This is a genomic window from Pseudogemmobacter faecipullorum, assembly GCF_020539525.1.
Classification (GTDB): Bacteria; Pseudomonadota; Alphaproteobacteria; order Rhodobacterales; family Rhodobacteraceae; genus Pseudogemmobacter; species Pseudogemmobacter faecipullorum.
In genome coordinates this window covers 24134-38120 of record NZ_JACDXX010000025.1, presented here as the reverse complement: position 1 = coordinate 38120, position 13987 = coordinate 24134, and the positions used below count along the sequence as shown (strand labels likewise).

Below are 13987 nucleotides of genomic sequence, written 5' to 3'. Positions count from 1 at the left end.
TCATGGGTTTCGCTGGCGCGGTCCTTCGGCTCTTCATCATCTTCAACTCCAACTGGGATAAAGATGAGCCGCAAAGCCTCCGCTACGCAATCACGCCAAACTGTTCCAAGGGTGCTGATGGCGGACATGCTGTCGCCTGCCGAGTTCGAGCGGAAGCAGATGATGAGACGCGAAGGTGTCTAAGAAACTCGGGGCTATTCAGTTGCCCACGGCGTATAGCGTATGCCACTGTAAGGCGACATATGGCCCATCAGGGTAGCTTGGCCGAAGCCGGGGTAAAGCTAAGGTAACTTATGAAAAATCGTGCCGGACGCTGCATCTGAACTTGGGCACGTCAGGAAAATTTGAAACGAAGATTGAAAAATGAAGGCTGAGATTTCTGAATTCTCTTATGGGTTCGCCCTAACGAATGAACTTGTTGGATGGCTTGCGCTATCGGCAGCACCTGTATTCCCTAGCCTGATCGAAGAAGGGAAGGCTGGGGGCGGATATGATGTGAAGCTTGATAGGCCGGGCGTTCCCTTGTTCCTGCAGTTTAAGCGATCCCATTGCATGATCAGACGAACTGCGCGTGAATACCGAGCTGTCGTAGCGACGGGTGGAGCATTGAACGTCCCCTATTACCGCTTTCCCATCACCGAAGCATCGACGTCTGATCAGCATGAAATGATGTTGGCACTGGATGACGGCTCGAATCTTGTTTTCTACGCGGCCCCCCGATTTCATCAGATACATGAAATCAATCAAGCATGGAGCCGAGCGGATGTTGCGCGACGCTCGCTCTTCGTTGCGCCATCTACCATTGGTACGCTTGACGATGAGCAGCACCACGTCGCTTTCGACGGGGCGAATACCTGGCTGTGCTCAGAGCCGCGAGCACTCGGAGTGCTGACCAGTAGGGGGCTGGAAGACCGGCTAATTAGTTACCTCAAAGAACATGATAAGCCGCTTGGAGAACGCTTGCCCTCGTTGGTGACCGACCTGCATGCGACAGAACGACGCGGGAGGGAAAAGGCAGAGCTGCGCCGCAGTTCGAAGGCTCCAGCAGATCTACGCGATCCTGACCGAGCGCTCGAGACAAAGATTGAAACTTCCGAACTTTTGGCCACCGGCGGTGAAGAACGCGTAACGTTGTCCTCGCCGGAGCCGGATCCTCCTGCGTCTCGCGAGCCCAAGCCGCTCGTCAGAGAGGCTGCCATGCTGCGCCAGGCCGCTGACATCGCCGCACATGTGTTCGAGGCACAGATGATCATCGTTCAACCCAGATAGTCTAAGGCGGTAAGATTGCGTGACGAACTAGGTAAAAACGCTTGGTGATGTATGCGGTAAGAACGCCCGCTTCCAAGCAGGAAGCGGTAAAGTCGCCTGCGAATCAACACCCCCGATAAAAACCAGATAAAACTGCCGTTCGCGTCACGAGATCGCCTTGTGGCGTTGTTTGCATCTGAAGACCGGGATTTGTCTGTAGCAGATAGCGTCTCTTGCCCCGGGACGGCATCACCTGGTGTTGACCCGGTGAAACTGCCGGGCGGAAGTAAAAAGCCGCCCCACAACGGGGGCGGCTTTCCTTACCGCAGGACAGGCTCAGAACGGGCTGTCGGGGAAGTAGAAACGCTCGGCATTTTCCGGGGTGATCAGGGTCGAGCCGATGATGAAACGACCATAGACCGGGGTCGGGGAGACAAAGCGCAAAGCCGTCAGCTCAATCGCCGAGGCGATCAGCGCCGGCGGATAGGTGACATTGACCGGGAACTGCTTATCGCCATCCATGATCTTTTTGACGATTTCTTTCATCCCGGCGCCGCCGATGATCCACATCTGATCGCTGCGGCCGGCCTGGGCAATTGCCTCGGCCACGCCCACCGCCATATCATCATCTGCCGCCCAGACCGCATCGATCTGCGGATATTTCGACAGATAATCCTGCATCACGGTGAAAGCGTCATCGCGGTTCCAGTTGCCGTGCTGCTTGTCCAGCACCTCAATGCCCGAGCCTTCAATCGCGGCCTCAAAGGCGGCGACGCGCTCATTGTCGAGCGTGGTCGGAATGCCGCGCAGCACCACGACTTTCGCGCCCGAGGGCAGGTTGGCTTTGAAATATTCGCCCGCCACCCGGCCAAAGGCGGTATTGTCACCGGCGACGAACAGATCCTCGATATCGGGCTGCGACAGGCCGCGATCGACCACGGTGACCCATTTTCCGGCATCTTTCACCGCTTTGACCGGCCCGGTCAGCGGCTCGGATTCAAAGGGCAATACGACGAGGCCGTCGATATTGCGGGTGGCGAGCATATCCTCGATATCGCTGACCTGTTTGCCGGATTCACCCGAGGTGGAGAGGACGAATTTCAGATTGGGATAGGTGGCCTCAACCCGCTTGATCGCCTCCTGGGCATGCCAGTTCAGCCCGCCCATGAAACCATGGGTGGCCGAGGGAATGGCAACCCCGATGGTGTAATTTGTCTCCTGGGCCAGGGCCCGGCCCGTGCCGACCGCGACGCCCGCAGCCACGGCTGCCGATGCTTTGAAAAACTGACGACGTTCCATAAGTCTTCCTCCTCCCGATGAAAGCAGCCCGGCGGGCAGCCTGTTGATCACCGCCCTTCGGCGGTTGATTTCCCCCGTTGCAGCACAACGGCAAGCACGATGATGACACCCTGGATCGCCCCGTTCAGATAGGGGCTGACCAGATCGGCCAGGTTCAGAATATTCTCGATCAGCGACAGGATCAGCACGCCCACCACCGTGCCCCAGACCCGTCCATAGCCGCCCTTGAGCGCAGTGCCGCCGATGATCACCGCGGCAATCGCCTCGAGCTCCCACATCAGTCCGGTCGAGCCCGAGGCCGAGCCGAGGCGCGGCACGTAAAGGATGGTGGCAAGGCCGACGAGCAGGCCAAGCAGCACATAGGTGCCGAGCAGCACCCGCTCGACCCGCACGGCGGAATAGCGCGCCACTTTGTCGTTTGAGCCGATCGCCTCGCAATAGCGGCCAAAGCGGGTGTGGCGCATCGCCACCTCGCCCAGCACCGCTACTACGGCAAAGACCAGGATCGGCCAGGCAATGCCGAAGAGGCCCGAGTAATAGACCGGGCGGTAAAACTCACGCGCCGCGAAATCGAGCGAAACCGTGCCGCCATCGGCCAGCCAGGTCACCAGGCTGCGCAGAATGCCCATAGTGCCGAGGGTGACGATGAAGGGCTCAATCCTGGCTGAGGTGACCAGCAGACCATTGGTCAGCCCGGCGAGGCCGCCGACCAGCAAAGCCACCGCCATACCCGCGAGGACCAGCGGCACGCCGATCCCAAGCGAGGGGATCAGCGCATTCATCGACATGATCATCATCCCGGCCACGAAAGCCGCCATCGAGCCGACTGAGAGGTCAAGCCCGCCGCTGGTGATGACAAAGGTCATGCCGACCGCGATCATGCCGATAAAGGCCGAGCGCGCCAGAACATTGGTGACATTGCCCGCCGAGAGGAAGTTTGAATTCAGGAAGGCCCCAAAGATCACCAGCAGGATCAAAGCCAGCACCGGCCCCAGAGCCGAGAGGGAAAGTTTAGGCATGCTCGGCGGACCTTTCGTCCTGACTGGTGCCCATGATCAGGCGCACCAGCGCGGTTTCGCTAATGTCATCGCCCGCCAGCTCTCCGGCGAGGCGGCCCTGGCGCAGCACCAGCACCCGGTCGGACAGGCCGAGAATCTCGGGCATATCGGAAGAGATCACGATCACGCTTTTGCCAGCCCGGGCCAGGCTGTCGATGAAATGGTAAATCTGCGATTTGGTGCCGATATCAATGCCGCGGGTCGGCTCATCGATCACGATGATTTCGGGATCGGGCAGCATGGTCTTGGCCAGCAGCAGCTTTTGCTGATTGCCGCCCGAGAGATTGCCGACCTTCATCCCGCGCGCCTTGGCGCGAATGTCGAAATCGCCAATCGCCTTTGTCAGTGCCGCTTCTTCCCGGTCCCGGCTGATCAGCGGGCTGCCAAAGGCGGCAAGGGTGGAGAGCGTCAGATTCTCGCGCAGGGTCTTTTCCAGCAGCAGCCCGCGCTCTTTGCGGTCTTCGGTCAGATAGGCCATGCCCGCCGCCTCGGCTGCCTGCAGCGATGGAATGGGGCAGGGCAGGCCCTCGCGCAGAATTTCCCCCGAATGTGGGCGCAGCCCGACCAGCCCCTCGGCCAGTTCGGTCCGGCCCGAGCCCACCAGGCCCGAGATCCCCAGAACCTCGCCGCGGTGCAGGCTGAAGGATATATCGCGCACCAAGGGCGCCACGCTGAAATTGCGAACCTCCAGCACCACATCGCCGGAGCGGTGGCGCCGGGCAGGGTAGATATCTGACAATTCGCGCCCGACCATGGCGGTGGCCATGCCGTCTTCGCTGAGCGCGCCGCGCAGGGTCTGGCGCACCACGGCCCCGTCGCGCAAAACGGTGATGCGGTCGGCCAGATGGCTGACCTCTTCCAGCCGGTGCGAGGTATAGAGCAGCGCTACACCGGCGGCGCGCAGCCGCTCGATCTGGGCGAAAAGCACATCGACCTCGCGCGTGGTCAGCACGGCTGAGGGCTCGTCCATGATCAGGACGCGCGCATTGCGCGACAGGGCCTTGGCGATCTCGACCATCTGGCGGTCAGACACCGGCAGATCGCGGATCCGGGCTTCAGGGCGGATAGGGCTGCCCAGCTGGTCGAGCAGCTCCTGGGTGGCGCGGCGCTGCGCCCGGTGGTCGAGCAGGAAGCGCCCCTTCTCGCGGCCGAGGAAGATATTATCTGCGACCGTCAGATCCTGGGCGAGGTTAAATTCCTGATGGATGACGATCACGCCTTCGGCCTCGGCTGCCGGGCCAGAGGCGAAGCTGACCTCGTGCCCGTCGAGCCGGACCGAGCCTGCACTCGGGGCGAGATAGCCGCCGAGCAGTTTCATCATCGTTGATTTACCCGCACCATTCTCGCCGATCAGGGCATGGACCTCGCCCGGGTAGAGGGCGAAATCGACCTGATGCAGCACCTCAATCGGGCCGAAGCTTTTCGAGACGCCGCAAAGCTCGAGCCGGGCCGTCACAGCGACACCCAGGCGCTGTTCTGGCGGGCCGAGGCGACGGCGGCGGCGATAAAACGCATGCCGGAAAGCCCGTCGCGCAGGTCGGGGTAAAGCACGCCCTCGGGCACAGCCTCACCTGTCTGGCGGGCGCGAATGGCCTCTGCGGCCTCGGCATAGAGCGTGGCGAAAGCCTCGATATAGCCCTCGGGATGGCCGCCCGGCACCCGGCTGACCCTTGCCGCCTCGGGCGAGGCGCCAGGCCCGCCGCGGGTCAGGCGCTGGCGCGGCGCGCCGATCGGGCTGAACCACAGGCAGTTCGGCTCTTCCTGGTGCCATTCGATCCCGGCTTTATCGCCAAAGATCCGCAGCGACAGGGCATTTTCCTGGCCACTCGCCACCTGGCTGCACCAGAGCGCGCCTCTGGCACCCGAGGCATAGCGCAGCATCACATGGGCATTGTCATCGAGGCTGCGCCCGGGCACGAAGCTGGTCAGATCGGCGGCCAGGGCTTCGGGCTCCATCCCGCTGACGAAAGCGGCGAGGTTCCAGGCATGGGTGCCGATATCGCCAAGCGCGCCGCCGAGGCCGGCGCGGGCCGGATCGGTGCGCCATTCGGCCTGTTTCGATCCCTTTGCCTCAACCGCATCGCTGAGCCAGTCCTGGATATATTCGGCCTGGACCAGACGGATCGCGCCAAGCGCCCCGGATGCCACCATGGCCCGGGCCTGGCGTATCATCGGATAGCCGGTGTAATTATGGGTCAGGATGAACAGAGCGGGCGAGGCCTCTGCCGCTCTGGCCAGCGCCTCGGCCTCTGCCATTGTCGCGGTCAGCGGCTTGTCGCAGATCACATGCACGCCATGTTCAAGGAAGGTGATGGCAGGGGCGGCATGCAGATGATTGGGCGTGACAATCGCCACTGCCTCAACCCCGTCCGGCCGGGCCGCCTCGGCCCTGGCCATATCGCTAAAACTGCCGTAGCTGCGGGCGGGATCGAGACCCAGCGCCGCGCCTGAGGCGCGGGCGCGCTCCGGATCCGAGGAAAGAGCCCCCGCCACCAGCTGAAACTGCCCGTCGAGCCGCGCCGCCATCCGGTGCACCGCGCCGATATTGCCGCCCTGGCCGCCGCCGATCATGCCCAGTCGGATTGGTCGCATTCAGCCCTCCAGCCCCAGCATAAGACGGTTGGCGGCACGGTCGGTTGCCGCCCCGGCGAAATCGTCAAAGGCGCGTTCCGTCACCCGGATGACATGATCGCGCACGAAAGCCGCGCCTTCCCGCGCGCCGTCTTCGGGGTGTTTCAGACAGCATTCCCATTCGACCACCGCCCAGCCCGGGAAATCATATTGCGCCAGTTTGGCGAAAATCGCGCCAAAATCGACCTGGCCATCGCCGGGGCTGCGGAACCGCCCGGCACGGTTGATCCAGGGCTGATAGCCGCCATAGACGCCCTGCCGCCCGGTCGGGTTCAGCTCGGCATCCTTGACGTGGAACATGCGGATCCGCTCATGGTAAATGTCGAGATGGGCCAGATAGTCGAGATGCTGCAGCACAAAATGCGAGGGGTCATAGAGCATACAGGCCCGTTCATGGCCCTGAACCCGCTCCAGAAACATCTCATAGGAAATGCCGTCATGCAGATCCTCGCCAGGATGGATCTCAAAGCAGATATCGACGCCGCAGTCTTCGGCATGGTTAAGCAGCGGCAGCCAGCGCCGGGCCAGCTCATCAAAGGCCTCTTCGACAAGTCCCGCCGGGCGCTGCGGCCAGGGGTAGAGATAGGGCCAGGCCAGCGCGCCGGAAAAACTCGCCATCGCTGTCAGCCCGAAATTCCGCGAGGCGCTGAGCGCCAGTTTCACCTGGGCCGCGGCCCATTCCGCCCGGGCGGCGGGGCGGCCCTGCAGTGCAGAGGGGGCAAAGGCGTCAAACAGGCTGTCATAGGCCGGATGCACCGCCACCAGCTGGCCCTGCAGATGGGTGGAAAGCTCGGTCAGCGTGACGCCCTGTTCGGCCAGCTGCCCCTTCAGCGTGTCACAGTAATCCTTTGAGCCGGCTGCTTTCCCGAGGTCGATGAAGCGCGGATCGAGCGTCGGCAGCTGCACACCGGCATAGCCGCAGCCGGCAGCCCAGCCCGCAATCGCCGCCAGGCTATCGAAAGGGGCGCTGTCGCCGATGAACTGCGCCAGAAACAGGCCCGGGCCTTTGATGCTGCGCATTCGCTCCTCCCCAGGAAAATGCGTCTCGTCTTATGTAAACGATTTCATTCAGCCTGTATCAGCTTGTAATCGATTGCAAGATGTTTTTGTACTGGGGCAGCACAGGCGGGCTGCTTCAGGGGAAACCTGCATCTCCCGCACAGAGGGGAGGGGCATATGCGGCCCAGGATCAGTGATGTGGCCCGGGTGGCCGGGGTCTCGACAGCAACGGTCAGCCGGGCTTTGTCGCAGCCGGAGCTGGTCTCGGAAGAGACCCGGGCCCTGGTGCTGCAGGCGGTGGAGAAGACCGGCTACCGGCTGAATCTCGCTGCGCGCAATCTGCGGCAGAACCGCACCGGCGGCGTGCTGGCGCTGGTGCCCAATCTGGCCAATCCGTTCTTTGCGCAGATCCTGTCCGGCATTGCCGAGGTGCTGGGTCCGGCGGGCTATAATCTGCTGGTGGCCGATACAAGGATCACCGATCCCGATACTTTGCTGGAATATGCCGAGCCTTCGCGGGCTGATGGGCTGATCGTGCTCGATGGCGGGCTGCCGGCCGAGGCTTTGCGCCGGGTGCCGGTGGTGATGGCCTGCGAATGGGTGCCGGCGCTGCAGGCACCACGGGTGAAGATCGACAACCGGGCGGCGGCGCGACAGGCGATCGCGCATCTCATGGCGCTGGGGCATCGCCGGATCGGCCATGTCCGCGGGCCGCGGGGCAATGTTCTGGCCGAGGCCCGGCTTGCGGGCACGCGCGAGGCGCTGGAGGAGCAGGGGCTCTGCCTCGATGCCGCCAGCCTGTATCCGGGCGATTTCAGTCTTGCCTCGGGACGCGAGGCGGCTTTGATCTGGCTGCGGCAGGACCCGGGCCTGCGCCCGACCGGGGTCTTTCTGGCCTCAGATGAAATGGCCTGCGGTTTCATGGGCGAGGTGCAGCGCCAGGGCATCGCAGTGCCGGGCGATGTCTCGGTGATTGGTTTCGACGATATTGAGCTGATCGCGCATATCTCGCCGCCTCTGACCACGATCCGCCAGCCGCGCGCCGAGATTGGCCGCCTCGCGGCGCGGCGATTGCTGCGCAGCCTTGAGGGCGGGGAGGCGGCCTGTGAGGATGAACTGCTGCCGGTTGAGCTGGTTCTGCGCGCCAGCACAGCGGTTCCGCCCCGGGCCTGAGCTGTTTCTGCTTCGATCACGAGATCTTTGCTGGTTTTACCGGATCTGCAGCCTTCAGTGGGCGATTTGTCGGGCCGGGCCCACCGTATCAGCCGGTTTTTACCCGCTCAGGTTGAGATCCGATTCGCAATGATATGGCGGATTTCCTCCAAAACCTCCCTGGTTCCGGGGATACCTGAATTGGGGAGATCAGGATTTCGGACTGTGAAAAAAATGCAATGAAGAAAGAAAAATCATAATTTTTTGCAGAATGTGTGGAAAATTTCAGCATCGGCACGCTATGGCTTGTGTGCATTTTTGAAAACCCCCCTTTTTTCTATAATTTCTATCCCTGAAACAGAGGGGAGCCTCTTTATTTCAATGTTATGATATTGAATGATAATTAATTATATTGCTCTTCATATGTAATTTTTGATTGTTCGTATTCGCGCAGATTGAAATTATCCCGCAATGAATATTGCGAAATTCGTGCCCCCGCTCGCCCGTTGATTGAACCGGCTTTTCAAGCCATATTTTGAATGTGCTTCAGGTGAAGCGGTTGAGTGTGACGACAGTGTTTAACGAGTTTCCGATGCGGGATGTGCCCGTGGTTAAGACCTTATAAGACACCGGCTCTCTGGCTCTGTGACAGGCAGAGCCGGTTCCGGACCGGGGCTGGCCGCTGGCTGGCCTCCTGAGGATCTGTTCAGCCTTTCTGAGTGAGTTAAGCGATGCTTCCCCCTTTGGGAGCTCTGTCTGTGCTCATGTCTGATGATTGGCGGTATATGTCTGTAAGTTGTTGATTTTTAACCAGTGTGTCGGAGTCAGGCCATGTGCGTTATGTGCTCGTCCCGTTCGGATTCTGATCTTCTCTCAGCCTATGATGATCACACTGCAGGCGATGGGGCTGACTATCATTCGGCAGGCAGCTCCACCGCTACTGTACCTGCTTCGGCGGCATCAGGCCTTGTCACATACAGCTGGGACCAGATCGCCCGCTACCTGACCGAGGGCTACTGGGATTACCGCGGTGAAGCCAGCCGCGCCTTCATTCTCGATGCCAGCCGTACCCTGACCTATGATGCCTCGCGCCTCTCGGATGTCACCCGCATGATCGCCGAGCGCGCTTTCGACATCTGGGGCGCTGCCACCGGCATCACCTTCCGCGCCGCCGGATCGGCAGGCGCCGCCGTCACCGAGACCAGCGATGCCGGGGCCAATATCCGCACTGCCATGGCGGTAGGCGCGAATTCCGAGATCAGCGCCACCCTCTCGGCAGCAGGCGATGTGGATTATTTCAGGGTCAGCTTCGTCGCTGGCAAAACCTATCTGATTTCGATGAACGGCGCCGAAGGCTCGGCCATCAATTCGGTGCTGCAGGTCATGGGCGCTGATGGCAGCCAGCTGGCTTATCGCAACGCCAGCAGCGCCACCACCGGTGCCGAATTCATCAGCTTCACCGCCACGACTTCGGGCAGCTATTATCTGGTCGCTTCGGATTATGGCAATGACTCGGCGGGCGGCTACACGCTCTCGGTCCAGGCCGCGGCGGATATCACCTTCAGCGAGCTCGATACCGGCGCCCGCACCTGGACCGAGCGCAGCGGCGAAGTGGTCAATAATGCCTATATTAACGTTGCTGACACCTGGGCCAATCTGCATCTGAACGGCAATATGCTGCAGACCTATGTGCATGAGATCGGCCATGCGCTGGGTCTTGGCCATGCCGGCCCCTATAATTTCGACGCGCAATGGGGTGTGAGCAATGCCTATGCCAATGACAGCTGGTCCTCGTCGGTCATGTCTTACTTTGATCAGAGCGAAAATCCCAATGATGCCGGCAGCCATGGCTGGCTGATGTCGCTGATGCCCGCCGATCTGATCGCGATTCAGACCCTCTATGGCGCGGGCAGCCAGGGCAGTGAGACGGCTGACACGGTCTGGGGCCCGGGCGGCAATCTGCAGGACGAGACCTTCCAGCACATTCTCGATATGTGGGCCCGGATCGAGCCCGCCGACCGCAGCATTTATGTGCGCAATAACTTCTCCTTCATGGTCTATGATACTGCTGGCAATGATACGCTCGATTTCTCGGCCTTTTCGCAGAACCAGCGGATCGATCTGAATGAGCTGGCCCGCTCGGATGTCGGCGGCCTGAGCGGCAATCTGGTGATCGCCCGGGGAACGGCGATCGAGAATGCCGCCGGCGGCGCGGGCAATGACCTGCTGGCCGGCAATGCGGTGAATAACATCCTGACCGGCGGCGCAGGCAATGATGTGCTGCAGGGCGGGTCTGGCAAGGATCACCTTTATGGCGGGGCGGGCAATGACAAGCTGACCGGCGGCGATCACGCTGATTTCTTCGTGTTCAGTGGCGGCCGCGATGTGATCACCGACTTCACCGATAATGTTGATACGTTGCTGATCGATACCGCGATCTGGGGCGGGGCAGCCCACAGCCTTGCGGAGATCCTGTCTTCGGCAGTGCGGGTCGATGGCGGCATCCGTCTTGATCTCGCCGCGGGTCATTCGGTTGAGCTGCGCGGCATTACCGATCTTGCCGCTCTTGCGGATGATCTGAGCCTGAGCCTGAGCCTGAGCCTGAGCCTGAGCCTGAGCCTGAGCCTGAGCCTGAGCCTGAGCCTGAGCCTGAGCCTGAGCCTGAGCCTGAGCCCGTCCGGCAACACAAGCGCGTGAGACCGGGGAACAGGAGGGCAGGTATGCCGTTTTCACCTGTAGCTTTGGCGCTACACTGCCGCCAGAGTGACTGAAATATTATAAGGTTCGAAAATGACCCATAAAGCCCTTGCCAGTGTTCTGGCCCTGATGCTCGCCGCTGGTGCCGCCCAGGCGCAGACCGCTGCAGCAAACGCAACTGAAACCGGAGCGTCAACCGTGGATACCAGCATCTTCCCGGCGGCAAAGAAAGGCATGGTCCAGCATGTCCTGACCCTTCCGGCGGCTGAAAATGAGGGCAATCTGATCGCTGAGATCGTGGTGGGCCGTACCATGGAGGTCGATTGCAACCAGGTGATGATCGGTGCCGAGCTGGAAACCGAAGATCTGAAAGGCTGGGGCTACACCTATTTCGAGGTCGAGGATATTTCCGAGCCGGCCTCCACCATGATGGGCTGCCCCGATGACACCAGAACCGAAAAGCTGGTGACCTTCAATTTCGGCAATGACGCTTTCAAGCGCTATAACAGCCGGATGCCGCTGGTCATCTATGCGCCCGAGGGGCTGACCGTGGGCTATCGCATCTGGGCAACCGATGGCGAGCTGCATCAGGCCGCACCGGCAGCGCAGTAATCCCTGCAGGGATAAACCAGAAGGCCGGGCATCTTGCCCGGCCTTCTGCGTTTCAGGCGGCTGGCTCAGCGCAGCGGGCCGAGGCTTTTCTCAAAGAAAGCAAAACAGGCGGCCCGTGCCGCCTCGCGCGACAGCATCGTGGGATCGATGCCATGTTCAAGCCAGAGCCCGTCGGACAGGGCGATGAACAGCACCGCCAGCTCATGGGCATTGACCCGGGTGCTCCGCGCATCGGCCGCATCCGAGATCGCGCGCGACATACGAAACAGATAATCCTGATAGCGGGCCCGGTGCTCGCTGCGCAAAGCCTCACTGGTGGCAATCTCGCCCCAGAGCGCCAGCCAGACCCGCAGGCTTTCGGCATTGAACACTTCGGGGGCGAAATTGGCCTCGATCAGCCCGGCCAGCCCCGGTGTCTCCTGTTCGGCGGCGCTGAAACTGGCGCTCATCCGGTCATACATGGCGGCATAGCAGGCCGCGAGCAGCCGGTCTTTCGAGCCGAAATGATGGGTGATCAGCCCACGTGAGGCCCCGGCCTCGCGGCAGATATTATCGACGGTAAAAGCGGTAATGCCGCCGCGTGCGAGGCAGATCAGACCGGCCTCGACCAGCATTGCGGCGCGGGTCTCGCCGGAATAGCGGCGAAAACGCGGGGCAGCGGCAGAACGCTCGGGCGGGGTCTCGGTCATCATATGCGGTGCGGGGCGCGGCGGTCGCGCCGCCCCCCTCCTTATTCTCAGCGCAGGCTGAATCGGGTGGGATCGGGATGGCCATCGGCAAGGATGACCGGCTCGAGGCGGCTGTGATGCACCGCCAGATAGGGTTCAAAGCAGATAAATATGAAACCGCCGGATTCTTCCATAAGATCTTCCATCCGGTTGAACATGGTTTTGCGGGCGGCGGGATCGGTCTCGGTCATGGATTTGACGAAAAGCGCCTCAAATTCCGCATTGTCAAAGAAGGACCAGTTGTAAATGCCGATCTGATCGGGGCGGAACCAGACCAGGTTCTCGCTGGGGTCGAGGCCGCCGGCGAAATTCATCAGCACCAGTTCGATGCTCTTATACTGCTCGCCGCTGGCGGAATCGCCAAGCGCCCAGTAGGCGGCGCTTTCGGTGGGCTGCAGCTCGACCATGATCCCGGCCTCGGCAAGGCTGGCCTGGATGATCTGGGCGGTGGTCAGCGAGCTGGAATCGGTGGTGCAGTAGAGCTGCAGCACGATGCCCTCGGCCCCGGCCTCGGCCAGCAGCGCCTTTGCCTGTTCGACATCGCGGCCGCCATAGAGATTGGCCTCGCGGGCATAGCCGCTGGCGGCGGGCACCACCCCGGTCGCGCGCGGCACGAGGCCGTTATAGACCCCCTCCAGCACCGCCTCGCCATCATAGGCCAGCTGAATGGCGCGGCGCACCCGCACATCCTGCAGCGTCGGGGCGTTCATATTGATGGTCAGCCAGGCGTAACGGGTCGAGGCCGCCTCCAGCAGCACCGAATCCGCCGGTGGCTTTGCTTTCAGGGCCTCGCTTTCGCTGATCGCGACCCGGGTGAAATCAAAAGACCCGGCCTCATAGGCCAGCAGCGCCGCCTGATCATCGGTGACGATATAGAATTCGATGACATCGAAAGGGGGGGCGCTGAGCGGCCAGTCCGGATTGCGCTTCAGCGTGATTTTCGCATTCTGTTCCCAGCTGTCAAACAGATAGGGGCCGCATTCTGCCGGGAAAGCGGTGGTGAAGCTGCCGCCTGCCGCCTCGGTCGCGGCCTTGCAGACGATATTGCCGCCATAATAGGGCAGAGCGATCAGCTCGAACGGCAGGAAAGCTTCGGTCAGATGCAGGATGCCGGTCCTCTCACCTGTCACCTCGACCCGGTCGAGTTTCTCAAACTGATAGGCCCAGGCCGAGTCTGAGCCGCGCAGCCGTTCGAAGGAATATTTCACATCCTCAGCCGTGACCGGGCCGAAATCGCCGGTCCATTTCAGCCCCTCATGCAGGCTGAAGGCCAGGGTGGTGGGGCTGGTCCATTCATAGTGGCTGGCGGCATAGGGGGTGACCTTCTGCTCCTGGCGCATATCGGGCAGCTGGACCAGGGTAACGGTGCAGCAGGCCTGCAGGATCTGATCCAGCTCGCCGATCATGCCGTAGGGATCGACGACCTGAAAATCGTCAGCCACCCGCAGACGCAGGGTTTTTCCTTCGGCCGACCAGGCGAGTTGCGGCAGGCCGGTGGTGAGGCTGGCAAGGAAGGCGCCACCGGCCTTCATGAGGCTGCGGCGATCGGTACTCCAGGTCATG

11 protein-coding genes are annotated in these 13987 nt (G+C 61.6%); 4 read left to right on the top strand and 7 right to left on the bottom strand.

Features of this window, described 5'->3' with window-relative positions:
* Positions 1-363: 363 nt before the first annotated feature.
* Entirely contained in the window at positions 364-1269 is a 906-nt protein-coding gene (locus H0485_RS18740; protein ID WP_226937449.1) for a hypothetical protein, read from the top strand.
* Positions 1270-1584: 315 nt separating this feature from the next.
* Here H0485_RS18740 and H0485_RS18735 read toward each other — a convergent pair whose 3' ends face one another.
* From H0485_RS18735 to H0485_RS18715, 5 genes are read right to left on the bottom strand one after another with little or no spacing between them, the layout of a single operon-like run.
* Complete coding sequence (locus H0485_RS18735; RefSeq protein ID WP_226937448.1) at positions 1585-2547, bottom strand: ABC transporter substrate-binding protein; 963 nt, start codon at positions 2545-2547, stop codon at positions 1585-1587.
* Positions 2548-2594: 47 nt separating this feature from the next.
* Entirely contained in the window at positions 2595-3566 is a 972-nt protein-coding gene (locus H0485_RS18730) for an ABC transporter permease (protein WP_226937447.1), read from the bottom strand.
* Positions 3559-5061, bottom strand: a complete 1503-nt coding sequence (locus tag H0485_RS18725) for a sugar ABC transporter ATP-binding protein (RefSeq protein WP_226937446.1) — start codon at positions 5059-5061, stop codon at positions 3559-3561. The genes H0485_RS18730 and H0485_RS18725 overlap by 8 nt, the downstream gene beginning before the upstream one ends.
* The gene (locus H0485_RS18720) at positions 5058-6197 is read right to left on the bottom strand and encodes a Gfo/Idh/MocA family protein (protein WP_226937445.1); all 1140 of its coding nucleotides are present in this window, start codon (positions 6195-6197) and stop codon (positions 5058-5060) included. Before H0485_RS18720 ends, H0485_RS18725 begins: the two co-directional genes overlap by 4 nt.
* Positions 6198-7256 (bottom strand): sugar phosphate isomerase/epimerase family protein, encoded by a 1059-nt coding sequence (locus tag H0485_RS18715; RefSeq protein ID WP_226937444.1) that lies wholly within the window; start codon positions 7254-7256, stop codon positions 6198-6200.
* Between the two features lie 156 nt (positions 7257-7412).
* Between H0485_RS18715 and H0485_RS18710 the strand changes: the two genes are divergently transcribed.
* The 3 genes from H0485_RS18710 (at position 7413) to eco (ending at position 11696) form a co-directional block, all read left to right on the top strand.
* Positions 7413-8408: a LacI family DNA-binding transcriptional regulator gene (locus tag H0485_RS18710; RefSeq protein WP_226937443.1), complete on the top strand. Its 996-nt coding sequence runs from the start codon at positions 7413-7415 to the stop codon at positions 8406-8408.
* Positions 8409-9218: 810 nt separating this feature from the next.
* Positions 9219-11084, top strand: coding sequence for a M10 family metallopeptidase C-terminal domain-containing protein (locus H0485_RS21780; RefSeq protein ID WP_290427264.1), 1866 nt, complete (start codon positions 9219-9221; stop codon positions 11082-11084).
* 93 nt (positions 11085-11177) lie between these two features.
* Complete coding sequence (eco, locus tag H0485_RS18695) at positions 11178-11696, top strand: serine protease inhibitor ecotin (RefSeq protein WP_226937442.1); 519 nt, start codon at positions 11178-11180, stop codon at positions 11694-11696.
* Between the two features lie 65 nt (positions 11697-11761).
* On the opposite strand, the gene H0485_RS18690 is transcribed toward eco, so the two are convergent.
* On the bottom strand, positions 11762-12388 hold the full coding sequence (locus tag H0485_RS18690; RefSeq protein ID WP_226937441.1) for a TetR family transcriptional regulator C-terminal domain-containing protein: 627 nt from the start codon (positions 12386-12388) through the stop codon (positions 11762-11764).
* A 44-nt stretch (positions 12389-12432) separates the two neighbouring features.
* On the bottom strand, positions 12433-13986 hold the full coding sequence (locus H0485_RS18685) for an ABC transporter substrate-binding protein (protein WP_226937440.1): 1554 nt from the start codon (positions 13984-13986) through the stop codon (positions 12433-12435).
* Position 13987 lies beyond the last annotated feature (1 nt).